We start from the raw sequence: 26,885 nt of genomic DNA, 5'->3' as shown, positions 1-26,885 counted from the left end.
CTGTCCGGTCGACAGCCCTCCGGTAGCTTCAATTTGATTTAGCCGCCTGGCTGGAAGATTCTGAGGCACTGACATCCTGGCGATAGACATGCCAGCAAAACAGCCCCAGGTTATGTATTGCGACCTCGGATTTGATGTTTTCGTAGGATTTAATCCCCACGTCCTGTGACATGGGTTCAAGAGCCGAATGGAAGATATAATCCGGCGAGTATTGCCAGGGTGCTAAGGATATTTCCCGTTCAAACCTTTCTGTATTTATGGAGGTAAAAAACAGATAAATAGCCTGCCGCGAAGGAAGTGTTGCCAGCAACTGGTTTAACCGGTAGATATCACCGTTTTCTGCGTTCATTTCTGCGGCTATTGCCTGGCGACGGGGTTCTGTCTGACGCTCCTCCAGCGTAATGCTTTGAGCGAGCGCGTGGTAATGTTTGGTGTACACCAGTTCCGGGGGAATATATTGCTGGGGTGAGGATGCGTGCGGGTCTTCGGTGATCAGGACAAAACAACCAGGATTGTTTTTTATGAGTGTGGTGAGATAAAAATCAGTTTTCCCCTGTGCAATCTCTTTACAAAGTTGTACTTCTTCCGAAGGCAAGCCGGTATAAGGGTGTATAGCGGTAAACAAAGTGGTCGCAGGATTAGCGCCAGCAATTTCCTGAGCCGGGATTATGTTGATGGGCAGCGGGTCGTCACAGTAAGTTCCATCCTGCATAGCATAAGCATTTCCGATATCTACAGGAATTACTTTGATCTGGGGGTTCAGCTCTTTGAGATAGCTTTGCATTAACAGGGATATTTTTCCAAAACCACAGCCAACATCAACAATGTATTTGATTTCGCTGTTTTTGCTTAAAAAATCAGCCAGAAAGCTGAAGTTAAAGAGTTCCAAATGACCCCTGTTTGACTCCAGGGCCGCATCAATAAATGATTGCGAAGTATCCAGTGTCATCAGTTTCTGGTTGCCGATCTGGACAGTTTTCGGTTCAGACGTACCGGGTACATTGGCATAGCTCGCACAGCAATAACGCCGGGGATTATTATCCATATGCTCACATTCCCAGTAAGTTTCAGGTGACGACGCAGAATGAGGGTTCAAGCCAGTAATGGTTTGGCTTGAAAGACTGGTGGCCTGTTGTTCCTGAATTCCATCGCCGTCGGTTTGCAATTGTGGGGCGATGTTATGTTTTTGCCTGACATGATCAGGTTTGTCAGGGGGAGTTTCTCTGGTAAATTCCTGTTGTGTCGTCGGAGCCTGTAAATTGGCAGTGTCCATACTTCTAATCATGACATTTCTCCTTGTCGATGAGTCATCAAAAAGATCAAACATTTTATTCAGCTTGGGCCGGTTTTAGTCTGTGCTTACATATTTAGACCAAAGTACTAGTTATTAGTTCAATCCATAAACCGGGCGTTGTTGACGGCTCGTTCCCAGGCTGGAGAGGGTGTCTGGCAGCTTCAATTTGAAGAATAGGGCTCTTTCGCAGTTTCGCTGGTCACTTTTGAGGCACTGATGTCCTGACGATAAACATGCCAGCAACGCAGCTCCAGTCCATAATTTTCCAGGACAGATTTGATATGAGCGCGAGACCTGATTGCCTTATCGTCTAGCCTTTTTCCCCAGAGATAAGCATTAAAAATATAATCCGGCGTGAATAGCCTGGGTTTTAAGTCCATTTGCCGTTGTAATCTCTCTGTAATTGCAGAAGTCATAGCCAGATAATGACTCCGCTGCTCAGGAAGTTTTGCCAGAAACTGGTTTAACCGGTCAATATCACCATTTTCTGCATTCATCTCTGCAGCTTTTGCCTCTTGAAGGGATTTTGTCTCAATATCTTCCGACGAAACGCAATTCGGTAATGCATGGTAATGTTTGGTGTACACCAGTTCCGGGGGAATATAAAGCTGGGGTGAGGATGCATAGGGATCTTCGGTGGCCAGGACAAAACAACCGGGATTGTTTTTTATGAGTGTGGTGATGTAATACTCGGTTTCCCCCCTTACGATCTCCCCGGAGAGTTTTTCTTCTTCTGAAGGCGTGCCGGTAAAAGGATGTAAGACGGTAAACAAAGTGGTTGCCGGTGTAGCGTCAGCAATTTCCTGGGCCGGGATTATGTTGATAGGCAGTGGCTTGTCGTGGAAAACTGCATAGAGACTACCGTAAATATTTGCGATATCCACAGGAATCACTTTAATCTGAACTTCCTGCTCATTGAGATATTTTTGCATTAACAGAGATATCTTTGCGTTACCGCAGCCAATATCAACAATGTATTTGATTTCGCTGTTTTTGTGCAAAAAATCAACCAGGAAGTTGAAGTTAAAGAGTTCCACATTGTCCCTGTCTGCCTCCTGGGTCGAATCAACAAATGATTGCGCAGTATCCAGTGTTATCAGCTTCTGGTTGCCGATCTGGGCAGTTTTCGGTTCAGCCGTACCCGATACATTGGCATGGCTCGCACAGTAATTGCGCCGGGGATTATTATACATACGGGCATATCCATACGAGTGAGTTTCAGGGTACGCTGCGGAATGAGCGTTTAAACCAGTAATGGTTCGGCTTGAAAGACTGGCGGCCTGTTGTTGCTGAATTCCATCGTCGTCGGTTTTTAATTGAGGCTCGATGTCACGTTTTTGCCTGACATGATCAGGTTTGTCAGGGGGAGTTTCTCTTGTAATTCCCTGTTCTGTTGTCGGAGCCTGGAAATTGGCAGTGTCCATACTTCTAATCATGACTATACTCCTTGTCGATGAGCATGTAATAAGACTGCAAACGCTTACTCAGAATGAACTGGTTTAAAGGTTGTCCTTACTTTTTGGACCAGAATATCAATAGAGAGTTCCATTCATAAACCGGGCTGTCTATTAGTTTCAATTTAAAAAATCAGGGCTCTTTAGTGCCTTGCTCGGTAACTTCTGAGGTAGTAATATCCTGACGATAGACATGCCAGCAACGCATCTCCAAATTGTTTCTTGTTAAGTCACGTTGAATTCCAAGATATGAACTTATTGGCTCGAAACATGTGATATTTCGAAGAAACGAATTGAAGATGTTGTCTGGGCGAAGTTGCTCAGGTTCCTTGGGTAATTCCTTTTGTAAATTTCCCCTGATTAGAGGGATCGAGTACAAATAAATATTCCGATCTCTGGTAGGAAATTTTTCCAGCAACTGGTTTAAACGGTAAATATCACCGTTTTCTGCATTTATCTCCGCAGCCTTTGCTTGACGATCAGACAATGTCTCATAATCGTGCGGCGAAAAGGCATTTGCGAATGCATGGTAATGTCTGGTGTACACCATTTCCGGGGGAATGTAACGCTGGGGTGAAGATGCGTACGGATCTTCGGTGGTCAGTACAAAACAGCCGGGATTGTTTTTCAGGAGTGTGGTGAGGTAATAATCGGTTTTTCCCTGTGCAATTTCCCTGGTCAGTTGCTCTGCTTCCCGGTCCTCTTCGGTAAAAGGGCGTATGGCGGTAAACAAAGTGGTTGCTGGTGTAGCGCCAGCAATTTCCTGAGCCGGGATAATGTTGATGGGCAGTGGCTTGTTGTGGTTATATACATTGTCATAAGCATTGGCAATATCAACAGGAATCACTTTAATCTGAACGCCCTCTTCTTTGAGATAGTTTTGCATTAACAGGGATTTTTTTCCGTCACCACAGCCAATATCAACAATGTATTTGATTTCGTTGTTTTTGTTTAAAAAATCAACCAGGTACCTGAAGTTATGGTGTCCCAAATCTTTCCTGTCTCCTTCCAGATCCGGATCAATAAATGATTGTGATGTATCCAGCGTTATCAGTTTCTGGTTGCCAATCTGGACAGTTTCCGGTCTAAACGTACGCGGTACATTGGCATAGGTCGCATAGTAGTTGCCCCAGGGGTTATTATTCATATGGGCTTCACGTCGACGCCTGGAACTACCCGGGTAGGGTTTGCGAGGAGTGTTCAGTTCTAAGGGACGTTCATCTTGTCCAACGTGTTCACTGGCCTCAGGGGCACTCTGGCTGTGCGAGGCTGTCTCAGAAGTCTTGCATTTTTGTGATTCGCTGGGATCAAAACATTGCTTTAATACTTGTGAACTGTGTTTGTTTGCCAGTTTTTGCCTTGTCTGAGTTTTGCTGGTTACTTTTGCGTCTGCCTCGCGCGCATTGGGTAATGGGCTTTTTATATCTGCATTCAAATCAGTAACGGTTCGGCTTGAAAGATCAAGTCTCTGTTGTTGAATTTCGTTGCCGTCGGTTTTCAGATGAGGGGGGATGTCATGTTTTTGTACAACATCATCAGGTTTATCAGGGCGAGTTTCTTTAGTATTGCCCGGTAATGTCGTCGGAACGACAGGGTTTTCTATACCTCTAATCATGACTGTTCTCCTTGTCGATGAGCACGCAAAAAGTTTAAAAACGTTTATTCATTAATAGTCAGTGCTTATAGATTTAGACCAAGGTACAAGTTATTAGTTCAATCCATAAACCGAACTTTGTTCTGGGGGGCTGTATCCACAGGCTTCTGAGGTATTTATATCCTGACGAAAGACGTGCCAGCAACGCAGCTCCAATGCCTTTCTTTTTACGTCATATTGGATATCATCATAAGGTCTGACACCTTCGGTAAAGGACCTTTTATCAAGATATAACCTGAAGATTTCATCTGGCCAAAATCGATCGGGCTTTTTGACTATTTCCGGCTGTAATTGATCTTTCAATGCAGAAATCTCAGCTTGATAGCTGTTCCGCATTTCAGGAAGTTTGGCCAGCAACTGGTTTAACCGGTGAATATCACTGCTTTGCGCATTCATTTCTGCAGCTTTTGCCTGACGAATGGCTTTCTCTGTCTCACAAGCCGCTGGAACAAGGAAGTTCGGGTATGCATAGTAATGCTTGCTATACACCAGTTCCGGGGGAATATAATGCTGTGGTGAGGATACATAAGGATCTTCGGTGATCAGGACAAAACAGCCGGGATTGTTTTTTATCAGTGTGGTGAGATAAAAGTCAGCGATCCCCTCTCTAATTTCCTTATTCAGTCTTCTTGCTCCTGAGCCTGAGCCGGTATAAGGGTGTGTGGCGGTAAACAAAGTGGTTGCGGGTGAAGCATTGGCAATTTCCTGGGCCGGGATCAGGTTGATGGGCAGTGCCCTGGCACCGTCAGCTTCATTGGCATAATCATTACGGACGTCCACAGGAATTACTTTGATCCGCAATCCCTTTTCATTGAGATAGTTTTGCATTAACAAGGATATTGTTCCGCGGTGACAGCCAATATCAACAATGTATTCAATTTGGTTGTTTTGGTATAAAAAATTAACCAGAAAGTCGAAGTGATACAATCCCAAAAAGCGCCTTTCTGCCGCCAGATCCGAATCAACAAATGGTTGCGAAGTATCCAGCGTGATCAGTTGCTGATTACCAATCCGGACTGTTTCCGGTGTAACTGTTTCCGGTAGATTGGCATAGGTAGCCGAGTAGTTCCCCCGGGGATTATTATCCATATAGACTGATGTACATCTGGAAGTACCGGGATATGGCCTGGAAGGAGTCTTCAAATCAGCAACGTTACGGCAGGAAAGACTGAAGACTTGTTGCTCGTGGATTTCGTTGCCATCGGTTTTCAGAAAAGGGTTGACCTCTTGTTTTTGCCTGCAATAAACAGGTTTGTCAGGGGGAGTTTTTTCAGTACTGACCTGTTCTGTCGTCTTGACGTTTAAATGAGAAGTCTCCATATCTCTAATCACGATGGTTCTCCATGTTGATTAATAAGCAATAAGATCAAAAATCCTTATTCAGTTTGAACTGGTAAAAGTTTTGCGTTTTCTCTTCAGACAAAATATTAATATTGAGTTCCATTCATAAAACGGACTGTCTGGTAGTTTCCATTTGAAAAATACGGCTCTTTAGCAGCCTGGCTGGAAACCTCTGAGGCATTAATATCCTGGCGATAGACATGCCAGCAACGCATCTCCAATCTATTTTTTGCCAGGTCATGTTTAATATCAGGGTATAACCTGAAACCCTTGATAGATGCCATCTTGTCAAGATACAACTTGAAGATTTTGTCTGGCCTGGCTCGCTCAGGTTTTCCGGGTAATTCTACTTGCAATTTTTCTTTAATTGCAGGGATCGAGGCCAGGTAATGGGCCCGCTCTTCAGGAAGTTTTGCCAGCAAATGGTTTAACCGGTGAATATCACCTTTTTCTGCATTCATTCTCATGGCTTTTGCCTCTTGGTTGGGGTTTGTTTCATAATCATCCAGCTTCATGTCATTCGCGAATGCCTGATAATGTTTGGTGTAAACCAGCTCAGGAGGAATATAACGCTGGGGCGAGGAGAGGTAGGGATCTTCGGTTGCCAGGACAAAACAGCCGGGATTGTTTTTTATCAGCGTGGTGAGGTAGTAGTCAGTCATCCCCTGTGCAATCTCCCTGCTCAGTCGTCTTGCTACTGAGCCTGTGTCGGTATAAGGGTGAATAGCGGTGAACAAAGTGGTTGCCGGTGCAGCGCCAGCAATATCCTGGGCCGGTATCAGGTTGATGGGCAGTGTCGTGGCGACGTCAGATTTACCGGCATAAGCATTGCTGACATCCACAGGAATCACTTTGATCGGTAATGTCTTTTCGTTGAGATAGTTTTGCATTGACAGGGATGCTTCTGCATTACCACAGCCAATATCGACAATGTATTCGATGGTGTTGTTTTGGCGTAAAAAATCAGCCAGAAAACTGAAGTTATAAAGTTCCGAATCAATTCTGTCTTCCACCAGGGTTGGATCAACAAATGCTTGCGACCTATCCAGCGTAATCAGCCGCTGGTTGCCAATCTGGACAGTTTCCGGCTTAACCGTAACGGGCACATTGGCATAGGTTGCAGAGAAATTGCTGCGGGGACTGTTATCCATAAAGGCAGACTCGTAACTGGAATGACCAGGGTATGGTCTGGAGGGAGCGATCTGCTGTGTGGCACGTCTGTCTTGTCCAATAGGTCCACTGGCCTCAGGGACGCTCTGGCAATGCCAAGCTGTCGCTAAAGTGGGTCGCTTCGCTGATATGGCGTTAAAAAGTGGCTCAAAATACCCATCTACTTCTTGTAAACGACGATTTTTACCCACTTTTTGCTTTGTCACAGCGTTGCTTGCTACTTTTTCGACAGTCTCGTGCAGAGAGGAGGGTGATGGACTGATTTCAGGGTTGTTTGAGTCCGAATTTAAATCAGTAATCACTCGGCTCGAAAGACTTTTGGTTTGTCGTTGTTGAATTCCGTTGCCGTCGGTTTTCGGGGTGATGTTATTTTTTTGCGCAATATCATCAGGTTTGCCAGAGGTTTTTTTTTCTGTACTGCCCTGTTTTGCCGTCTGAATGGGAGAATTGGCTGTGCCCGTACTACGAATCATGACTAGTCTCCACGTCTATGCAACAAGATCAATAACTTTATTCACCTTGAACGGGTTAAAATTTGTAATTGTATGTTTAGACCAAAATATCAACGCTTAGTTCAACTCAGGCTCTTCAGGGATAACTGTGCCGTTTGGGGCCTTCAATTTAAAAATCGGGCTTTTTTCGCCTACTGGCTTGCCACTTCTGAGGGATTGATAGCCTGACGATAGACATGCCAGCAAAGCATCTCCAATTGATTATTTTCTACTTCACGTTTGATACTTTCAAAAGTTCTGCCAACTTCCGTTAATAAGTCATTATTAATGTGCAACTCAAAGATGACATCTGGCCAGAATTCAGAAGGCTTTCTGAGTATTTGCTGCTGTTGACAGCTGGTAATTTTATTGATCGAAGCCAGATAACTATCCCGCTGTTCAGGCAGTTTTGCCAGCAACTGGTTTAACCGGTAAATAGCACCATTTTCTGAATTCATTTCCGCAGCTTTCTCCTGACGAAGGGCCTTTGCCTCATCGGTCTCCGACGGAATCCTGTATACGAATGCCTGGTAATGTTTGGTGTACACGAGTTCCGGGGGAATATAACGCTGTGGAGAGGAGGCAAAGCGGTCTTCGGTGGCCAGGACAAAACAGCCGGGATTGTTTTTTATGAGTGTGGTGATGTAATAGTCAGTTTTCCCCTGTGTAATGTCCCTGCTTAGCTTTATTGCTTCATAGTCGTGGCCGGTAAAAGGGTGTATGGCGATAAACAAAGTGTTTACCGGTGTAGCGCCAACAATTTCCTGGGCCGCTATTATGTTGATGGGCAGTGACTTGATAGCTTCATCGTCGTGATAATTGTAAACATCTACAGGGATTACTTTGATCTTGAAATTCTTTTCGTTGAGAAGGTTCTGCAGTAACAGGGATATTCCTCCGCTACCACAGCCAATATCAACAATGTATTCGATGGTTTTGTTTTTATCCAAAAAATCGAGCAGGTAGCTGAGGTTAAACTCCTCCCAATTGCTCCTGTCTGACTCCAGGTCTGGATCAACAAATGATTGTGAAGTATCCAGGGTCATCAGGTTCTGGTTGCCAATCCGGACAGTTTCCGGTTCAACCTCAGCCGTTACATTGGCATGTCTCGCACAGTAATTGTGCCGGGTAGTATTATCCATCAAGGCAAATACGCGTCTGTAACCGGAAGTATCAGGGTATGGCATTAAGGGAGTGTTCTGCTGTGTGGGACGTTTATCTTGTCCAATGTGTTCACTGGTCTCAGGGACGCTCTGGTTGTGCAAGGTCATCTTAAAAGTTTTGCGCTTCTTCGGTACGGTGGGATCAAAACGTTCATTGACTTCTTGTGCACTGCGTTTGTTCGCCACTTTTTGCTCTGTCTCAGTTTTGTTGGCTACTTTTGCGTCTGCCTCGCGCGGTTTGGGCAATGGGCTGGTGTCAGAGTTGTTTATACCTGAATTCAAATCAGTAACGGCTCGGCTTGAAAAATCGACAGTCTGCTGTTGAATTTCGTTACCGTCGGTTTTCAGATGAGGGGTAATGTCATGTTTTTGAGCAACATCATCAGGTTTACCAGGATGAGTTTCTTTAGTATTGCCCTGTTTTGCCGTCGGAACGAGAGAGTTGAAAGTGTCCATACCTCTGATCATGACTGCTCTCCTTGTCGATGAGTATGTAATGTGACTAAAAACCCTTGTTCAGAAAGAACTGGTTAAAAGTTTATCCTTAATTTTTTGACCAGAATATCAATTGAAAGCTCCATTCATAAACTGGGCTGTCTTTTAATTTTAATTTAAAATCAGGGTGTTTTTGCTGCCTGGCCGGTAACTTTTGAGGCATTGATATCCTGGCGATAGGCATGCCAGCAATGCATCTCCAATCTATTTCTTTTTATCTCATCTTCGATGCTTTCGAATGTGATACATTCGGAAGATTTGTTAGTTGCCATGAATAATGTGTCATTAATATGCAAATTGAAGATATTATCTGGCCAGAATTTCTCTGGCTCTTTGAGTATGTAACTTTTTATTCGATCTGTAATTTGGGAGATTGAAGCCAGATAACCATCCCGCTGTTCGGGAAGTTTCGCCAGTAATTGGTTTAACCGGTGAATATTACCGTTTTCTGAGTTCATTTCTGCAGCTTTTTCCTGGTAAAAAGGCACCCTGTCATCATCCTCCAGCCACTTTATCCAAAAGCTATTCGCGTAGGCGTGATAATGCTTGGTGTACACCAGTTCTGGTGGAATATAACGCTGGGGTGAGGATGTGTGTCTGTCTTCGGTAGCCAGGACAAAACAGCCGGGATTGTTTTTTATGAGTGTAGTGATGTAATAGTCAGTTTTTCCCTGTGTAATCTCACTGCTCAATCCTTTTACTTCATCGTAGTCGCCGGTAAAAGGGTGTATGGCGGTAAACAAAGTAGTTGCCGGTCTAGCGGCAACAATTTCCTGAGCCGGGATAATGTTGATGGGCAGTGGCTTGTCGTCGTTATATACATTGTCATAAGTATTGGCAATATCAACAGGAATCACTTTAATCTGAAGTTCCTTTTCATGGAGATAGTTTTGCATTAACAGGGATTTTTTTCCGTCACCACAGCCAATATCAACAATGTATTTGATTGAGCTGTTTTCGCGTAAAAAATCAACCAGAAAGCTGAAGTTAAAGTATTCCAAATATTCCCTCTCTGCCTCCAGAGCCTTATCAACAAATGATTGCGAAGTATCCAGCGTAATCAGTTGCTGGTTGCCAATCTGGACAGTTTCCGGCTCAATCTCAAGCGGTACATTGGCATAGGTCGCATAGTAGTTATCCCGGGGGGTATTATTCATATGCTTCCAATGAATACGCTCGGAACTGCCCGTGTAAGCTTTGCCAGGAGCATTCAGTTGTATGGGACGCTTATCTTGTCCAATGTGTTCACTGGCCTCAGGAACGCTCTGGCTGTGCAAGGCTTTCTTAAAAGTCTGGCGCTTCTCCGATACGGTGGGATCAAAACGTTCATTTACTTCTTGTGAACTACCTTTGTTCGCCACTTTTTGCCCTGTCTCAGTTTTGCTTGCTACTTTTGCGACTGCCTCGAGCACAGAGGACGACGGGCTGATGTCTGAGTTGTTTAAGCCTGAATTCAAATCAGTAACGGTTCGGCTTGAAAGATCGACGGTCGGTTGTTGAATTTCGTTGCCGTCGGTTTTCAGATAAGGGGTGATGTCACGTTTTTGCGTAACATCAACAGGCTTATCAGTGGGAGTTTCTCTAGTGTTGCCCGGTATTGTTGCCGGAACGAGAGATTTGAGAGTATTCATACCGTTAATCATGACTTTTCTCCTTGTCTATAAATATGCAATAAGATTAAAAACGTTTATTCAGCTTGTAATGATTAAAGACTGTTCTTTTTATTTAGACCAAAGTACCAGTTTTTAGTTCAATCTATAAAATGAACCTTGTTACGGTGGGCTGCATCCAATACGAAGATACACTTGATGAGGCTGTTCCCGGTATCGAATAAAAGTTCCCTGAGACAGAACTTTTTTAGTTATCAGTTGTCTAAAAAAAGCTGGCTGATGCTGGCAAGATTTTCAGGAGGGAAACAACAATGCTGCCAAAAGGAGGGGCATCTTCCAATCCAGTAAACCTGAATGGTGGTGATAAAAACACATCTGAAAAGCACAATCCCGTAACAGCCCCGGCTACCGGAATACCTTCTGTCCAGAGCGTGGCATTACGGCATAGTCAAAGCTTTATGCCATCTGAAAGCTTACGCGCTACAAGAACAGTAAGACTGATCCAGGCTCGCTCCATTCTTGGTCATCCTTACTCCAGACCCGAAAGTAAAAAAGCACTCCCGGAATCATCTGATAATGTGCTGATGCAACAAGTGATGATGGAAATGGCGGAACTGCAAGTCTCTTCGAAGGAGGCACCATGGCGTCAGCGCAATCTTGCGGATAACTCCTCCCCGCAAGTCCTGATAAACCTGATAAGGCAGGGGGATACAGAAAGCGTAAAAGAATGCATTAGCAAAAACCCCCTTGCTCTGGCTATTAAAGATGAAGAAGGTAACTCCGTTCTGCATCTGGCGCTGCTACACGGCCATGATGACTTATCTCGGCTGTTGGTGAGTGGAGCTCAGCACCTGTTGCTGGCAATAAATAATAACGGCGAACGACCTCTGCATATCGCAGCTAAAGAAGAACAAAATAATTTTTTGAGATTTTTTCTGGATAATTGCCCCAACTTGTCATTATTGGAAAAAGAACTGCTGGCAACAGACAAATCAGGAGCCACCCCGGTTCACCTGGCAGCGCAACACGGAAATAAAGCCGGTTTAATGGCCATGTTTGAGTATGAAAGTCTCCGGAATCTGTTTGTTGGCAATTATTCACTTATTGGGTTGGCGATGGAAAATGGTCATAAGGAGTGTGCAGAAGTTATTATCAGCAGTGCAAAAAATGCGGGTACTTTTTTTCGACCCAATAGCCTTCTTCGCCATGCGGTAAAGTGTGGGCATTTGGATTGTGTAAAATGGCTCGTTCAAACCTGTCCAGATACTTTCACACCTGACGAGGTTTATTTAAATGACTTGGAGCCGCTAACTCAGCTGGCTATAAAACGTGGCCATGATGAAATTCTAAAATATCTTCTCGAGCAGCCGTTCTTCATCAATCGACTGACGAAAATGGGATATGCCTCTGAATTTCAGAGTAAAGAAAATGGTATCTGTGCAAAACTGATCAGAGAGGCCCGGGAGAAAGTGAAGTTGCCGTTTTGCCCGGTGAAGAATTTCGATAAAACGCTATTCCAACAGACCTTGCAGCAGGAAGAAGATAAAATTTTCAATAAAAATATCAGGGGAGAAAATTTATCGGATCAGCCCGACAACAGTTTTGCCGAGAGATCATCATCCGACAAATATTTGCCACAGGTTAAAGCCTTGTTAAGTGGGTTGCAGGAAATAGGGGTGTATGTACATTGTATCATTGAAGAAAATTTAGATAAAAAAGGTCAATTCATGTCTATGGGTGATACCGTGGCATCGGTTGGACTCATTAAAACCCTTGTTGACCTGGGCGCCAAAACTATTCATGCGCAATTGTCACCCCCGGATTACAGTGATTTCATTACACGACAAAAATTTAATCATAAAGAACAGGCAGGATACTTAAAGAAACAGCGAATAGCATTATCAATGTTGGCTTACTTGCTGCCAGGAATAAAGATTAATCAGGACATTCAGGAAATTTATATAAAAGACACCAGGGTTATCATTTCCAGCTGTAATCTTCGAAGCGAGAATAAAATCAATGCAGCCGTTACCCTTTCATTTTTTCGACCCGAAATGCTTTACTGGCAATTGGGGTGCATACAAGAATCCTACATTACTTTAAAACCCTATCGTTTTTTCATTGAGCATGAAACGATGTATTTGGATACCAAAACATCGGTTAAAATGAATGATGAAAATAACGAATACTCTCTATGGTCACAGCCTTGCAACGTTTCGAAATCCACTTTCACCGATAAATCACCCACAACTTCCATTGACGACAAGGATGCAGTGTCTGATTGTAATATCGTCTCTTTGCATCTACCGGCAAACGCCATTATTCCCGGCGAAGATCTGCAACCACAGGGAACGGAAATAGCCAACGAATCCGTCGATAGCCATCGAGCAACATTAATCTCTGCTATTGATGATCTTTGTGATTTATCTGCCAACGAAAAAATACATATTGCGGTAGTTTATGGTTTGCACACTGTTCTGCGCCAGAATAAAGCAACGATACTAAGCAATTGGCTTAGTGCTATTAAAATAAATCAGGGTCAGGCAGCAGACGCCCTCCCGGTAGTGGTGACCACCACGGTCAGCGCTTTTAGGGATAAGGATAGAGAGGGAGATGAATATATGGATGAAAATGGAATAAGTTCGTTAAAAGAAATCACCAGAACCACGGGCTTTACACTGGTTGACTTTCGGGATCAGCAGGACCGGGCCTCTTTGATGGCCTCGGGCAGGAGCCAATGGTTACTGTGTCTTATGCCCAGTCTGCCGCAGCAAAGTTTCAATAAGCTGGTGCAAAGCACCCGTTTCCCGGTATTAAGTGAAGGTGCCAATCTGACCACGACTCTGTTGCAAAGTGGCCAACCCCATCTTTCTCTCCTTCCCTATGGAAATACGCCAGTGGCCCAGGACATGGGAGTGCCATTGGAGGCTTTAAAGGCCCTGGCCTTTTCCTGCAAGCTACAGATGGAAAGGGAAGGCACCGGGATTGAAGTCCTTAAAAAGTTGTCCAATTTTGTCAGGGAAGGTCGCTATGCAGAGGCAGTTTCTTATATTGACAAGATAAAGACCAACGAGTTTGAATTTGAAAATGAGGCGTTGGATTTTGTATGGGCAGACCCCCAGCCATCGCCTTTGCAATTGCGGCCAGTCACCATTATGAGCCTGTTACATAAAGCAGAAAAACTGGGCGGGATTGAAAAAAAGGCGTTGCTCGCAGCGCTTGATCCTTCTGAGCAAGCCCTGGCTGATTATATTGATAGCTGCCTGGATAAGGACTCAATAACAAACCATCACTTCAGGCTGCAGCAAATGCATGTGAATAAGCCTTTCAATAACAAGGTGGTGGCAGCGCTGCTTCAATTTGGTCGCTATAAAAAACTGTTGCCTTGAGAGTAATCATGAAGCGGTTTACTGGTCTTTATGCCTATAAACGTCGGCTGACGTTCTTTACAGACCCCGAACTAATGCTAAGGTATCAAATTTTCACATAGGGAATCCCATCACCACCTAAACTGGAACAGAGACTCTTGTTCTTTTCGGAGATTTCCGATGTTCAGAAACCTTATCTGGATATTCCTGTTTTTTTCTTTCAGCGCCTTAGCAGAAAACACCACTAGCCAGTCCCTGCCAGCAACCGAGCTTGTTGCTTCACAGGCTTCGGTCATCAGCAATATTGAAGCTGCCAGCAAACGGGTGGTTCAGATGGAGGCCAACTGGGAGGATACCAGTTCTGAGATGACCCGCGATTTAATTCAGCAACAAGTCGTTTCCGATATTCGCACCACTACTCGTCTGGTTAATGATTTCCTTGACCAGGTTCAGGCTATTAATACCCCAGAGACCATAAAGCTGGGTGAAGAGGTGGTGAACGCAGAAAACCGCTTTTTTGAAGCCCGGCTAACCCCCGCCTCAACTGATCTGCGCAAACTGTTTGAACAATATGAGAAAGCCAGTGCCGATGAGCAGTTACTGGTGTTGTTCAACATCAACGACTTCTACGCCTACATAAACTGGCTGCTGAATGAACGGCTGGATAACCTGAAATTACTGAAAAGCTGGAAGGTCAATAGCGCCGCTGCGCAACAGCAACTTGACCGGGAGATAACCCTTTACGCTGAGTTTATGGCTACCTATCTCCGTAATAATAACCGCCAGAAAGAGTTGTTACAGACGGAGCTGAAATCCCTTCCTGCAGATGCCCGAAGTTCTTTGGAAAGTAAAATTGCCACTCAGGACCGTCTGGTTCGCAGTGCCGTGGCGAATCTGAAACAGATCGTGATAATGATGCAAGAACAGGGACTGCCGGTGGAACAGTATAATGAACTGATTTTCAAAACTACCGGTAATCTGGCAGAAGCCGTCGTTAACATCGAAACATTGCACACGGTCATTGCCGGACTCTGGGGTGATTTGATTCATTGGTTTAAATCAAATCTGGGCGGCATACTCTCCCGCCTCTTACTGTTTGTCGCTCTGATGGCAGTCACCATAATGCTATCTCGTCTGGTTCGGCGGGGGATATCCCGGGCCGTTACTCTTAAGAAAGCTCGTTTCAGTACATTGGTTCAGGATTTCTTTATCAGTGTTGGCGGTAACCTGGTGGTGGTTTTCGGCCTCCTGTTTGCCCTGGCACAGGTGGGACTGGATTTAACACCGGTACTGACCGGTCTGGGTGTGGCCGGTATCGTTATCGGTTTTGCCCTGCAGGATACCCTGTCCAATTTTGCCTCCGGTATGATGATCCTGATCTATCGCCCTTTTGATGTGGGTGACTATGTTGAGGCCGGAGGTGTTGCAGGCAAAGTGGGCAAAATGAGTCTGGTCAACACCACAATTCGCACTTTTGATAATCAGGTCTTTATGGTACCCAATGCCAAAATCTGGGGAGAAACCATTAAGAACATCACATCGGAGCGCATCCGCCGGGTCGATATGGTCTTTGGGGTTGCTTATGGAGACAATGTTGAGCAGGTTGAAAGCCTTCTTGAAGATATTGTCTGCAGCCACCAGAAAATACTGAAAACACCGGAGCACATCATTCGTCTGAATATTCTCAACGAGTCATCCGTGGATTTTGTGGTTCGTCCCTGGGTAAAAACAGACGACTACTGGGATGTATACTGGGACATCACCCGTGAGGTGAAAGTCCGGTTTGACCGGGAAGGTATCACCATTCCATTCCCGCAACGGGAGCTTCATTTTTATAGCAAGGCGCCAGCAGACCTGCCGGGCGAGCAGGTAACAGGCTGTCAGTGAGCAATTCTGTAGGTCATGGTTCAAACTCCTGAACCGAACACCTCCATTTAGCAATGAACTAAATCATTTCTTCGTTGTCAAAGATATTAAGACTTTAGTGTCAGATTCATATAAGCACGCTCTCTTGAGATTACCTGAAGTACTCTCAGGCAGGATTGAACGTGCTGACTAAATATGATGGCTTCAAAAAGGTATTAACAGCAAGCATAAGAAGTGGAGGATAAGAAATATGTATACTGAACCTGCAAGCTTTCAACCCGGCACAAATCTCCAATTCCCGGCGGGAGAGTCTACTGAAAGAGCTTCTGAAGTAGGGAATACCAAAACATTTTTGGGTAACCCCTCAAGGCTTGTATCATCTTTGTCATCAGATTATGAAGATGATTCAAAACTTTTTAGACCAATCGATATCGATGGGAAACTGATACAGACAGCTATTACGTCCAGGTGTGTATTATCTTCTGGTGCGGAGTTCATTCATGACGATCCTAATGAAAAGGTGGATTCATGCGTGCAGAAGTCGAATATAATGAATGGAGGAAACCATGATGTTGGAATTGGCGCAGGCTTTTCTGTCGTCTTTGACTCAATTCCTAAAAAAGTCTCATACCACGATAAGCGTGTTTTTAGAGATCATATCAAATCTTTACACCAGATAACCCCCCCTTACAACGCCTTCCCGAAAAGTCTCAGCACTAAACCCTTCGCTGAGCAGTTCGCCGAAAAAACAATTCACTGGCTCCAGCTCGTTAACACACCATACGATCGACGGGGCTCAGTCACGACAAGCTTTTGTCATGAAGCGGATAATTGTTGGGCAGAAGAAGAAAAACGTCTGGGTGTTTTTTATGGGGTGGATTATCAGGCTCACGAACTTCGCAAGCTGACAAAAAGTACCTACCTCGGGGCGCACTCACTACCGGAATATTTTGACACGATGAACAGGCGTAGCTTTGTAGCAAGGGACAATGGGCATAAACCAAGTGAGTGTCTGAATGCTTTTTTTCATGGCCCCACCATTGCAGACTGTGCAATGACCCTTTTGGCCTGTCAGTATCGAGCCATAGAAACCATCATTGGCACAGACGAATTCGACCGCATCTTTGGCGCACCGATCTCAAAGTTTAGAATTCCCTGCGACCTTTTCAGTCACATCAGCCATGTTTCTGAATTCTTCCAAAAACTCGCAAAAGAAGGTGAATCTTTAAAACTGACCGATTTTAGCAACCCTCTCCATCCTCTGTTTGATTATCTTGAGTTTTACAAGGGTTCATGGAGCACTGAGCAGTCAGAACAGGAGATAAAAAAAGGTGATATCCTCTATATTCAGGGCGTAAAAGGCTACCATTTGAAGCACGCGAGCGGTTCTGCTGCGGGTTTCAATCTGGTATGCACCGGGCAAAACAGCAGCGGACAGAATCTCTATCTGGGGTTTGGTCCGGGTGTATTTGATGAGCCGAAAACCTACGACCAGGTCAAAAAAATACTGATTGATGGCTACAATAAACCACAGAGTCCTGAGACAATTTTTGCCATTAAAGAAGGGAGAACGAACTATACAGAGCGGGCCAGCGATATCCTGCCCTATGACCACCCTATTGGTGGTATCCATACTGCGGCTCGCTTTCGTACTGAGTTCTGGGAATATTTTTTGTCCCAGTGCGATCAAGTCTGGCACCGTCAACCGCTTTTGTCTGTCACTGCGACTATGAAACCAAAGCCGGTGCATTACGGGTCACAGCTCCACACTGAAAATCTTGATGCTGATATAGATCAATACAAACCCTGCTCAACACAGCAGGAACTCATGCATGAGAAGGCCCTGAAGTTTACGCACGCTGTGATTAATAATCAGGGTGAAGCATGGAGTAAAAAGCCCATGGGACTATTCCTGACCGGATCACCAGGAATAGGAAAAACACATCTTTGTGTAGCTGTTGCCAAAAAAGCAGCCAAGTATGGTGTCAACACCCTCTATCTGGACGCAGATAAGGTTGGTGAGCTTTATCAGCACTTCCAGGCTAAATGTAATGTAAAGATTGACGAAATGCTTGCCGGTAAGGATTTGGTGGTCATCAATGATGCCCGCAGCGATTGCTTTAGCAAACAACTTCTGGCAAAAACAATGAAACATGTGATGGATTATGATAAGGCCGTCATGGTCAGTTCAAATCATCATATTCCTCTCAAAGCTGCATTCCCTTGCAATATTGATCCCTTAACCGAGTACGCACATAATTTTCTTTATCTGAGCGATTTGCAGGGAGACAGTCACCGTTCCCGATGGTGGCACAGCCCTGAAGTACAGGCTGCTGATGCAATATCGCAACTGGCTCAGTATCACGGCCGCAATGCGGCAGCAGTGATCACTGAACACGCAGTATCAATAGAAGAATTGGTCAGAGTACTCAGTATTCCGGCCGAACAGATCCGTCAGGTGGGGAGCCCCTTTTTACCCGGAATATATGTTGTAAGCTCGGATTACGATCTCAGAGATTTAACCAAAACACAGCATCAGGCTGTTTTGATGGAGTGTGATGTTACTGATGATGATACTCATATCAAGCAGTTCTTAAATGTTATTCAGAGAGTACACAACGAAGGCTTGAAGCTGGTGGTCAAAACCAATGACCGCTTATTATTGTTAAAATCTGTACGGGTTTTTTTAAATCAGCCAGATTTATCTCTTAAGTATAATGAGGTCTGTGTCAGGGAGCGGCTAGCGCATATGTTCCCGGACTTTGCGGAGTTCGGACTGCAGGACCAGCTCAAACAGCAAAGTTTGCCGGGAGCGTTTGGTGGGAACAAAGCTTCTTGATAAAATTGCCCAAAGTGCAGTCATGATGTCGCCAGAAGAACGGGGTCTGTTGACGTGCTTTGGGCCCAAGGCAAATAACTGCAACCATGCAGACCAACCAGCGGTGTTTGTCAACGAGGTTGAGTCTCGGCCCGCAAAACTGCTTTTACGTCAGAAAAATCGCTGAATTAATGTTTGTAATGCGGAATTTCCACTCTTTGGCACGCCTGCACTGACCGGGCAGACGTTGCCATCGATCATGACAGTGGAGCGCAGACAGTGACCAATCAGGTTTAATGACGCAATTCAGTAGATCATGGTTCAAATTCCTGAACCGAACACCTCCATTCAGCAATGTGAAAAATCCGGATCGTGGCTCCTTCCAATCTAAAAAATAACTTGTGTCAGTTGAGCAAAAACGAATATTATTCGTTTTTATTTCCAAGTATTAGCGTCCTTATGTCCAGACAGCAGAAACGTATTCAGAGAGAAGCCGAGATCGTTGCTGCCACACTCCTTCTGATGAAAGAGAAAAGTTTCCTCGATCTGCGAATGTCCGATGTTGCCCAGGCGGCAGAGTGCTCCATGGGAGCCATCTATTCTCATTTCTCCAGTAAAGAAGATCTGCTTCTGGGGTGCGCTTATTTTCTGGCCCGGCAAAAAATTCAGGTGCTGCATCGTGTTCTGGATAAAGATCTGGCTTCGGTCGAAAAGATGGTCATGATCTGTCTCTGCCTGTGGCAGGTGAATCAGGATAATCCAGAGCACTTTTCACTCAGTCAGCTGGCCATGAACCCGAGTATCTGGCAAAGAGCCTCTGCCAATCGCAGCAATGCCATGAATGAGTTGGGTAACTATATTGACAATCAGCTCAGGGCTCTGGTTCGGCTGACGCTTGTTGAGAATGGCTATGAAGACGTTTCTGATGCGCTGGTTGCTGAGCTGTTGATGGGGCTTTGGGGCTTGTCCTGCGGTCTTTATCAGATTAAGGAGTCAGGCTTTGGCGTTTTCAATGCAGACTTTCGAGAAGACGACGGAGTGGATCTGCACTTGTCAAATATTGAACGCTATCTGGCGGGTTGGAATCTTCATTCTGTCGTTCCCAGATCACGGCTTAATCAGCTGGTGGGCGTTGTGACTAGCTATACAGTCCTTGAAGCAGACTACTGAAAGTCTTACTTTAACACGGTTTGATTTGCCATTTCTGAAATGTGCAGCTGGCACAGAGTGTTTTTCTTTGCTTATTGCTGTTTATGTTGATCCCCTCGCGCAGGGGATTTTTTAGGCTGTTTTGCGAATGATATTCGGGGTTGGGATGCCCTGTGTCCGCGAGGGAGAAAGTTTATGAAATCGATGTTCAGCCTGCCCAAAGGTAAGGCTTCAATCAATAACAACAAGTTGGGTTACTCGCCATTCCTTCTGACCTCACTGGTCGCTGCGGTTCTGGTTCTTTCAGGTTGCTCGCAGCCACAGGAAGAACAGAAAGTGGTGACTCGTCCAGTGAAGCTGTTCAAGGTGGAAGATTCCAATGCCGGCAACTTACGACAGTTTCCGGCCAAGGTCTATGCCAGCAAGGAAGCCGAGATTTCTTTCCGTATTCCCGGCGAACTGGTGGAGTTTCCTGTCAAACAGGCTGAAGAGGTTAAGAAAGGGCAGTTGCTGGCCAGGCTGGACGACCGTGATATTCGCAATGAGCTGGCTGCCCGACAGGCAGATTTTGATCTGGCAGAAACGGACAATAAACGGATTAAATCGCTCTATCAGAAAAAAGTGGTCTCTCAGTCCGAGCTGGATAACTCCAACGCCAAACTCAAGTCAGCCAGAGCCGCCCTGGAGTTGGCCAGGGATAAATTGAAGTACTCTGTACTCAAGGCGCCGTTTGATGGTCGGGTTGCCCAGACTCTGGTAGAGAATTATCAGTTTGTTCAGGCGCAGCAGGCCATTCTTATTCTGGAGGGCAGCAATACCCTGGATGTCAGTATTCAGGTTCCGGAGAGTATTGTCGCCAATGTCCGGGAAGAGGAGGTGGATTTCAGCTATCAGCCGACGGTCACTTTTGCCGGAAGACCCGGTACGGAATACAAAGTCAGTTACAAAGAGCACGCCACCAGAGTGAGCCCCGGTACCCAGTCCTATGAAGCCGTTTTCACCATGCCTATTCCTGAAGACTTAACGGTTTATCCCGGCATGGGCGCAACCCTGACAATGGATTTGGCAAAAGTTTCACCGGGAAGCAACGGCGGTCAGCACTTTATTGTGCCTCTGTCGGCGGTTTTGAAAGACAATACCAGCGGCAGGGAGCAGGTCTGGATATACGATGAGCATAATAACACCGTGAATCCGGTTGCAGTGACCACAGGTACCATTCTCCAGTCGGGTATCGAAGTCACTTCAGGGCTCAAAGAAGGTGAGCGCATTGTTTCAGCCGGTGTTAATCGGCTGCGCCCCGGCATGACTGTCAAGCCACTGCAGCGTGAGCGGGGGCTGTAAGCATGAATATTGCTGAGTATTCGATTCGAAACAAAGTGATCAGCTGGATGTTTGTGGTCCTGCTGCTGATTGGCGGTACGGTATCCTTCTTTGGTCTGGGCAAGTTGGAGTTCCCGGAATTTCCGATTCCCCAGGCGATGGTCAACACCGCGTATCCCGGAGCTTCACCCCAGCAGGTTGAAGAAGAGGTCACTTTACCTTTGGAACGGGCCATTCTGGAGATGGAATACGTGAAGAATATCGATTCTGTCTCCAGTGCCGGTCTCTCCCAGATCATGATAGAGCTGAAAGATGAGTTCACGGCCAGCGATCAGCCGCAAATATGGGATGAGCTTCGCAGTAAGGTCAATGATACCCAGTCGTCTATGCCTCAGGGTGTCTTGCCTTCGAGTGTCAATGATAACTTCAGTGATGTCTTTGGCATCATGCTGAACATCAGTGGCCGCGACTTTAATTATCGTGAGCTGGAAAGTTATGGCGACTTTCTTCAACGTGAACTCTCTCTGGTCGACGGCGTCAAGAAAGTCAGCCTGGCGGGTACGGTCGATGAACAGGTGGTTATTGAGATTTCTCAGCCCAAAGCCGCCGCCCTGGGTGTCGATCCGGCCTATATCTTCAGTTTGATCCAAAATCAGAATGTTGTGTCCAATGCCGGAAAGATGTTTATTGATGGCTTTTCGGTACGTATTCATCCCACGGGAGAGTTCAGGGACATCAGTGAGTTGAAGCAATTGCTGGTCAGTTCACCCGGCACCACTGAACTGATCTACCTGGGTGATATTGCTGATGTTCACACTACCTTTGATGACACGCCTCAAAACCTTTATCGAAGTAATGGTGAGCAGGCGATTTCTCTGGGCATCTCATTTGCCAAGGGCGTGAACGTAGTGGATGTGGGAGATGCCGTTAATGCCCGTCTGGCCGAACTGGAGTCAAGCCGTCCTGTAGGGATCGATGTTACCACTGTCTATGACCAGCCTGAAGTGGTCAGAGCTTCAGTAAATGGCTTTCTGATCAGTCTGGCTGAAGCTATTGCCATTGTCATAGTTGTCTTGCTGTTTGCCATGGGTCTGCGTTCCGGTCTGTTAATGGGTGGTATTCTGTTGCTGACCATTCTGGGCACTTTCATCGGCATGAACTTGCTGGGAGTCGATTTGCAGCTTATTTCACTCGGGGCATTGATCATTGCCCTGGGGATGCTGGTGGATAATGCTATTGTGGTCACCGAAGGGGTTCTGGTGGGTTTGCACAGAGGGCTTTCCCGAATGGACGCCATCAGGCAGGTGGTGGTTCAGAATCAGTGGCCTTTGCTGGGCGCGACAGTGATTGCCATTATCGCCTTTGCGCCCATTGGTCTGTCACCTGATACCACCGGTGATTTCATGGTTTCCCTGTTTCAGGTGCTGTTTTTGTCCCTGATGATCAGCTGGGTTCTGGCTCTCACTTTGACACCTTTTTTCTGTCATCTGGTATTCAAGGAACCGTCCGAGGCCATGGTGGGCAGTGAATCTGATCCCTATAAAGGCGCTCTGTTCTCTTTTTATCGCTGGTTTCTGAACAAAGCCCTGAAGCACAGAATTATTTCTCTGTTATTGACGGTGGCCGCTCTGTTCACGGCCATTGTCGGTTTTGGTTATGTTAAGCAGTCTTTCTTTCCTCCTTCAAATACACCGATCTTCTTTGTCGATGTCTGGATGCAGGAAGGCAGTGATATTCGTGCCACTGAAGAAGCCATCAAGCAACTTGAGCAGGATGTACTGACTTACGAGGGCGTCGTGAATGTCACTTCGGTGATGGGCAGGGGGGCTCAGCGTTTTATTCTGACATATGCTCCGGAAAAGAGTTACAGCAGCTACGGACAGCTGATTATCGAGGTCGATGAAAGGGATCGGATGAAAGCGCTGATTGGTCCCATGGAAAAGGCTATGAACGCCAAATACCCGGGCATTGAATTCAAGTTCAAGCTGTTGCAGAACGGTCCTTCACCCGCCGCCAACATAGAAGCAAGGTTCTACGGCTCAGACCCCGCTATTCTTCGGGAACTGGGCGCCAAAGCCATGGCCATCATGGAGGAAGAGCCCTCAGCCGTAGACGTGAGACAGTCCTGGAGAGAGCAGGTTACCATTGCCCGTCCTCAGTTTGATGAAGCGGCAGGCCGCCGAAGCGGTATTTCAAAACAGACGCTGGATGAAGCCTTGCTGGTGAACTTTACCGGCAAGCAGGTGGGTGTGTATCGGGATGGCAGTCATCTGTTGCCTATCATAGCCAGAGCTCCGGAGGAAGAACGCCTGAACGCCAATACCCTGACCGATCTTCAGGTATGGAGCCAGGAGCGTAATGCCTTTGTGCCAGTAGCTCAGGTCGTGAGCAGCTTCGAATCGGCTACAGAAAATCCGCTGATTGTGCGTCGTAACCTGAAGCGTGTTCTCACGGTCATGGCAGACGCAAGACCCTTCACAGGTGAAACCCCCGAATCGGTTCGATTGAGGCTCAAGGATAAAATTGAGTCCATCAGCCTGCCAGAAGGTTACACCCTGGAATGGGGCGGTGAATTCGAAATGTCCAGTAATGCCCAGGGCAGCATCTTTAAGTCATTGCCGATGGGTTACCTGATAATGTTTATTATTACGGTTTTGCTGTTCAGTACGGTTCGGCAGCCACTGGCTATCTGGTTTACCGTACCTCTGGGTGTCATCGGGGTGTCGGCAGGTTTGCTGTTACTGAATATGCCTTTCACATTCACAGCGCTGCTTGGTTTACTGAGTCTTTCAGGTATGTTGATCAAGAATGGCATTGTCCTGGTGGAACAAATCAACATTGAAGAAGAGAAAACCGGCAATCTTGCCAGGTCCATTGTTGATGCTTCTGTCAGCAGGGTACGCCCGGTTTGCATGGCTGCATTGACCACCATGCTGGGTATGATACCGCTGGTGTTTGATGCTTTCTTCAGTTCAATGGCGGTGACTATTATCTTTGGTCTCGGCTTTGCAACCGTTTTGACGCTGATTGTACTGCCAGTGACTTATTCACTGCTTTACAGGGTTCGATACGACGGATAGGGCAGTTGCTGACAAAAAAAACGAGCCGTGACTTTTATAAGCACGGCCCTTTTTTTATGGAGGATGTTCAGTTTTGAGTTACGACTGGTTCATGAATACTCTGGTCATTTCGAAGGGCATAGTAATAAAGGTTGTTAAAAACCTCCGGATAATCCACACCAGCAAATTCCAGAATTTCAGCGAGCTGACGTGCAGTGTAACCCTGGCTCAGTAAAGTGCTCACGCTCCCCTGAAAATCTTCTTTCGACGTGATAAATGCCCGGTAGTAGGGACGACCGGACACATCTATTAATCCCTGGGCATAAGAGGGAATCAATTTCAGCATGGCGCTTTTCAGCAGGTCAGGGCCGATCACTGCACTGGATTCAATTCTGGTCAGGGATTCGGCCTGGTGGCAAGAGCGACGTTTGGCGGGATCACTGGAGGGTTGAGGCGTCATTCTTTTGCAGGCCTTAATCTGCTGTTCGAGTTTGGGCATGATTTCAGTGGACTCCAGGGAAGGCGTAATCTGTCCTGACAGGCTTTTCTGGCTCCACTCGGCCAGTTTGTCCTGCATGCCATTTTTGATACTCAGGAGTGTCTCAGGTCCAAAACCTTCACGGCCCAGCCTCATCATCCACTGTGCCAACAGTGTCTCATTAATTTTTTCAACGGTATGACCCGGCTTTGCCAGCATCTCTTTCAGATAAGACAGGTAGAGGCTTCTGATTTGAAAACGATAGCCTTCTGTCACCATCCCACTGGGGCTGTTCAAATAAGCACTGGCCATCATTCCATAGCGCACCGCAGCAGAAACCAGTGGCAGAGGAGATTTATCTGAGAGTTCGGGTTGAGTGGCAGATTCAACGGTCATTTCAGCCTTTACGGGTTCAACCGGTTTTATAGGTTTTTGGTTAGCTTGTATGACAGGAGAGAGAAGCAGAGCAAGGGAAAGCAAATACTTTTTATTCATCACATTATTCATCAGGACATCCATTAATCAGTTGCAGGGAGACGTTAGATTTGTATCGGCAAAAGTGGATAGGGATGAGGCTTGCGAAAGAGGTTTTTATTTATTTTTTTGTAAGGAGTGAACGAAGTATCGTTTTGTTGGTCTAACCTATATCTGGTTTTTTTAGAGTGTTCAGATTAAATTATGTTGTTAAGAAATAGTCATCGAATTGCCGGTCTATCACTACTGGCCGTCACGCTGCTGCAGGCAGGCTGTGCAGGCAGGGATGCACATCCGGTTGCTGTACGACAGTACGGGGATATCAATCGCTCCTGTGCAGCTCTGGAAAACGAAATAGTCTTTATCGAGGAGGAAATCAGAAGGCTGGTTCCCAAGACCGATAAAACCGGTAAAAACGTAACCCTGGGGGTGGCCGGTGCGTTTCTCTTGGTTCCCTGGTTCTTTATGGACCTCAGTCAGGCAGAGCAGATTGAAATTAATGCCTTTCGTCAACGTTACAATTACCTGCTAGGTCTGGCACAGAATAAAAACTGTAGCAGCACTTCAAGAGTGCCCATTCCTGAATTCAGTAATTCCGGTTCAACCCGATAGCAAAAGCCATTCAACAACCGCAAATGCAGATTCAACGAGCGATGGATCTGCAAGTGCCGAGAAAAATACCCATCAACCCGATGAAGTGACAGCAGGGAATGATGAAAAATTCTGGAGAAAAAAGACAGGGTCATGATCAGGGAAGCCGGGAACCATTTCCCGCTTCTGATTGAAGCCAACCAGAGCCGACCAGGTGCCCGGAAAGCATAGCTTTCATCACTGTCATATCGGGTACTGAAATTAAATGACCGATCTGTTTCCCTGTCAGGTTCGTCGCCTTAATCAGACATTGTTTCTCGTAGGAGTTTGATTGCGGGACTTGCCACGGGTCTTTCCAGCATTGCGTTCGGTAGCAAAATTGACTCGAAGGGGTCTGCCATTCAATTCTTTACCATCCATAGTTAAAGCAGATTGAGCGTTATCACTTTCTGCAAAAGTAATAAAGGCAAAACCTCTGGAGCGACCGGTTTCCCTGTCGGTAATCACGCGAATTTCATCGATCTCACCAAATTGCTCGAAGGCTTGCTGAAGGTCACTTTCATCACTGCTGAAAGGAAGGTTACCTATAAACAGTTTATTCTGTTGCATGGTAAATAGGTCTCCAATTATCCAAAGCTACTGTAACCCGGAATCGAGACACACAATTTGGCTCGAACAAGGCATTGGGCAGCATCATTATTTAAATTCAGGACGACATCTAAGGGCTTTCAGCAGAAACCCGGCAGAAACATTTTGATCTCTCTTGTTGTTATGAAGGGAGGGGCCAATGGCCTCTTTGCACAGGGTTTCCGGAATCATATCCTGAATGTTCTGGTTTTCGTGAACGGAGCACTCAGTGCAGCCAGACAGTCCATATTCTGACATCATGAGTATCATTATTATCATGGCCTGTCAGCCAAGCCATGCATCCAGATTATAACCTCATTGCTTTATGTCAAGTATGAAGTTGAAACGGGTGATATTTAAAGACATCAGTGAAGGTAAAGCAGCAAGGCTCAATAGCTTGATATCGAAAGATACTCTCTGCCGGGGATTTTGATACAGGAGCGACTCCTGAAATCATATGATC

At 45.9% G+C, this 26,885-nt stretch carries 17 protein-coding genes; 7 read left to right on the top strand and 10 right to left on the bottom strand.

What is annotated here, in order from left to right; genetic code table 11:
• Positions 1 to 28 precede the first annotated feature (28 nt).
• The 7 genes from ACOMG9_RS14045 to ACOMG9_RS14015 form a co-directional block, all read right to left on the bottom strand.
• Positions 29 to 1,285 (bottom strand): hypothetical protein, encoded by a 1,257-nt coding sequence (locus tag ACOMG9_RS14045; RefSeq protein ID WP_494528985.1) that lies wholly within the window; start codon positions 1,283 to 1,285, stop codon positions 29 to 31.
• Between the two features lie 170 nt (positions 1,286 to 1,455).
• Positions 1,456 to 2,730, bottom strand: a complete 1,275-nt coding sequence (locus ACOMG9_RS14040; RefSeq protein WP_448217320.1) for a hypothetical protein — start codon at positions 2,728 to 2,730, stop codon at positions 1,456 to 1,458.
• A 151-nt stretch (positions 2,731 to 2,881) separates the two neighbouring features.
• Complete coding sequence (locus ACOMG9_RS14035) at positions 2,882 to 4,363, bottom strand: hypothetical protein (RefSeq protein ID WP_448217319.1); 1,482 nt, start codon at positions 4,361 to 4,363, stop codon at positions 2,882 to 2,884.
• 93 nt (positions 4,364 to 4,456) lie between these two features.
• On the bottom strand, positions 4,457 to 5,734 hold the full coding sequence (locus ACOMG9_RS14030) for a hypothetical protein (RefSeq protein WP_448217318.1): 1,278 nt from the start codon (positions 5,732 to 5,734) through the stop codon (positions 4,457 to 4,459).
• A gap of 95 nt (positions 5,735 to 5,829) precedes the next feature.
• Complete coding sequence (locus ACOMG9_RS14025; protein ID WP_494528984.1) at positions 5,830 to 7,386, bottom strand: hypothetical protein; 1,557 nt, start codon at positions 7,384 to 7,386, stop codon at positions 5,830 to 5,832.
• Positions 7,387 to 7,556: 170 nt separating this feature from the next.
• Positions 7,557 to 9,035, bottom strand: a complete 1,479-nt coding sequence (locus tag ACOMG9_RS14020) for a hypothetical protein (protein WP_494528983.1) — start codon at positions 9,033 to 9,035, stop codon at positions 7,557 to 7,559.
• A 149-nt stretch (positions 9,036 to 9,184) separates the two neighbouring features.
• Complete coding sequence (locus tag ACOMG9_RS14015; protein WP_448217315.1) at positions 9,185 to 10,705, bottom strand: hypothetical protein; 1,521 nt, start codon at positions 10,703 to 10,705, stop codon at positions 9,185 to 9,187.
• A 278-nt stretch (positions 10,706 to 10,983) separates the two neighbouring features.
• Between ACOMG9_RS14015 and ACOMG9_RS14010 the strand changes: the two genes are divergently transcribed.
• From ACOMG9_RS14010 to ACOMG9_RS13985, 6 genes are all read left to right on the top strand, one after another.
• Positions 10,984 to 14,061: an ankyrin repeat domain-containing protein gene (locus ACOMG9_RS14010; protein WP_494528982.1), complete on the top strand. Its 3,078-nt coding sequence runs from the start codon at positions 10,984 to 10,986 to the stop codon at positions 14,059 to 14,061.
• A 159-nt stretch (positions 14,062 to 14,220) separates the two neighbouring features.
• Positions 14,221 to 15,927 (top strand): mechanosensitive ion channel domain-containing protein, encoded by a 1,707-nt coding sequence (locus ACOMG9_RS14005; RefSeq protein ID WP_422134066.1) that lies wholly within the window; start codon positions 14,221 to 14,223, stop codon positions 15,925 to 15,927.
• 529 nt (positions 15,928 to 16,456) lie between these two features.
• The gene (locus ACOMG9_RS14000) at positions 16,457 to 18,745 is read left to right on the top strand and encodes an ATP-binding protein (RefSeq protein ID WP_494528981.1); all 2,289 of its coding nucleotides are present in this window, start codon (positions 16,457 to 16,459) and stop codon (positions 18,743 to 18,745) included.
• A 438-nt stretch (positions 18,746 to 19,183) separates the two neighbouring features.
• Positions 19,184 to 19,894, top strand: a complete 711-nt coding sequence (locus tag ACOMG9_RS13995) for a TetR/AcrR family transcriptional regulator (RefSeq protein ID WP_448217312.1) — start codon at positions 19,184 to 19,186, stop codon at positions 19,892 to 19,894.
• 174 nt (positions 19,895 to 20,068) lie between these two features.
• Positions 20,069 to 21,214 carry an efflux RND transporter periplasmic adaptor subunit gene (locus tag ACOMG9_RS13990; protein WP_422134063.1) on the top strand — a complete coding sequence of 382 codons (1,146 nt, stop codon included), beginning with the start codon at positions 20,069 to 20,071 and terminating at the stop codon, positions 21,212 to 21,214.
• Between the two features lie 2 nt (positions 21,215 to 21,216).
• Entirely contained in the window at positions 21,217 to 24,273 is a 3,057-nt protein-coding gene (locus ACOMG9_RS13985; protein ID WP_494528980.1) for an efflux RND transporter permease subunit, read from the top strand.
• Positions 24,274 to 24,340: 67 nt separating this feature from the next.
• Here ACOMG9_RS13985 and ACOMG9_RS13980 read toward each other — a convergent pair whose 3' ends face one another.
• Complete coding sequence (locus ACOMG9_RS13980) at positions 24,341 to 25,237, bottom strand: hypothetical protein (RefSeq protein WP_494528979.1); 897 nt, start codon at positions 25,235 to 25,237, stop codon at positions 24,341 to 24,343.
• Between the two features lie 171 nt (positions 25,238 to 25,408).
• Here ACOMG9_RS13980 and ACOMG9_RS13975 point away from each other — a divergent pair, with 171 nt between their 5' ends.
• Positions 25,409 to 25,816 (top strand): hypothetical protein, encoded by a 408-nt coding sequence (locus ACOMG9_RS13975; protein WP_422138176.1) that lies wholly within the window; start codon positions 25,409 to 25,411, stop codon positions 25,814 to 25,816.
• Between the two features lie 282 nt (positions 25,817 to 26,098).
• Here ACOMG9_RS13975 and ACOMG9_RS13970 read toward each other — a convergent pair whose 3' ends face one another.
• On the bottom strand, positions 26,099 to 26,404 hold the full coding sequence (locus tag ACOMG9_RS13970) for an RNA recognition motif domain-containing protein (protein ID WP_422134059.1): 306 nt from the start codon (positions 26,402 to 26,404) through the stop codon (positions 26,099 to 26,101).
• Positions 26,405 to 26,491: 87 nt separating this feature from the next.
• Positions 26,492 to 26,692, bottom strand: a complete 201-nt coding sequence (locus tag ACOMG9_RS13965) for a hypothetical protein (protein WP_494528978.1) — start codon at positions 26,690 to 26,692, stop codon at positions 26,492 to 26,494.
• Positions 26,693 to 26,885: the final 193 nt, after the last annotated feature.

Source organism: Endozoicomonas sp. PH6C (assembly GCF_059322965.1).
This window is presented reverse-complemented; position numbering and strand designations above follow the sequence as displayed.

Excerpts from the sequence above, each read along its gene's own strand:
- ACOMG9_RS13975 (WP_422138176.1), top strand. The coding sequence starts at position 25,409 with ATGTTGTTAAGAAATAGTCATCGAATTGCCGGTCTATCACTACTGGCC.
- ACOMG9_RS13970 (WP_422134059.1), bottom strand. The coding sequence starts at position 26,404 with ATGCAACAGAATAAACTGTTTATAGGTAACCTTCCTTTCAGCAGTGAT.
- ACOMG9_RS14000 (WP_494528981.1), top strand. The coding sequence starts at position 16,457 with ATGAATGGAGGAAACCATGATGTTGGAATTGGCGCAGGCTTTTCTGTC.
- ACOMG9_RS14040 (WP_448217320.1), bottom strand. The coding sequence starts at position 2,730 with ATGATTAGAAGTATGGACACTGCCAATTTCCAGGCTCCGACAACAGAA.
- ACOMG9_RS13990 (WP_422134063.1), top strand. The coding sequence starts at position 20,069 with ATGAAATCGATGTTCAGCCTGCCCAAAGGTAAGGCTTCAATCAATAAC.
- ACOMG9_RS13980 (WP_494528979.1), bottom strand. The coding sequence starts at position 25,237 with ATGAATAATGTGATGAATAAAAAGTATTTGCTTTCCCTTGCTCTGCTT.
- ACOMG9_RS14010 (WP_494528982.1), top strand. The coding sequence starts at position 10,984 with ATGCTGCCAAAAGGAGGGGCATCTTCCAATCCAGTAAACCTGAATGGT.
- ACOMG9_RS13965 (WP_494528978.1), bottom strand. The coding sequence starts at position 26,692 with ATGATACTCATGATGTCAGAATATGGACTGTCTGGCTGCACTGAGTGC.
- ACOMG9_RS14025 (WP_494528984.1), bottom strand. The coding sequence starts at position 7,386 with ATGATTCGTAGTACGGGCACAGCCAATTCTCCCATTCAGACGGCAAAA.
- ACOMG9_RS14045 (WP_494528985.1), bottom strand. The coding sequence starts at position 1,285 with ATGATTAGAAGTATGGACACTGCCAATTTACAGGCTCCGACGACACAA.
- ACOMG9_RS13995 (WP_448217312.1), top strand. The coding sequence starts at position 19,184 with ATGTCCAGACAGCAGAAACGTATTCAGAGAGAAGCCGAGATCGTTGCT.
- ACOMG9_RS14015 (WP_448217315.1), bottom strand. The coding sequence starts at position 10,705 with ATGATTAACGGTATGAATACTCTCAAATCTCTCGTTCCGGCAACAATA.
- ACOMG9_RS14035 (WP_448217319.1), bottom strand. The coding sequence starts at position 4,363 with ATGATTAGAGGTATAGAAAACCCTGTCGTTCCGACGACATTACCGGGC.
- ACOMG9_RS13985 (WP_494528980.1), top strand. The coding sequence starts at position 21,217 with ATGAATATTGCTGAGTATTCGATTCGAAACAAAGTGATCAGCTGGATG.
- ACOMG9_RS14020 (WP_494528983.1), bottom strand. The coding sequence starts at position 9,035 with ATGATCAGAGGTATGGACACTTTCAACTCTCTCGTTCCGACGGCAAAA.
- ACOMG9_RS14005 (WP_422134066.1), top strand. The coding sequence starts at position 14,221 with ATGTTCAGAAACCTTATCTGGATATTCCTGTTTTTTTCTTTCAGCGCC.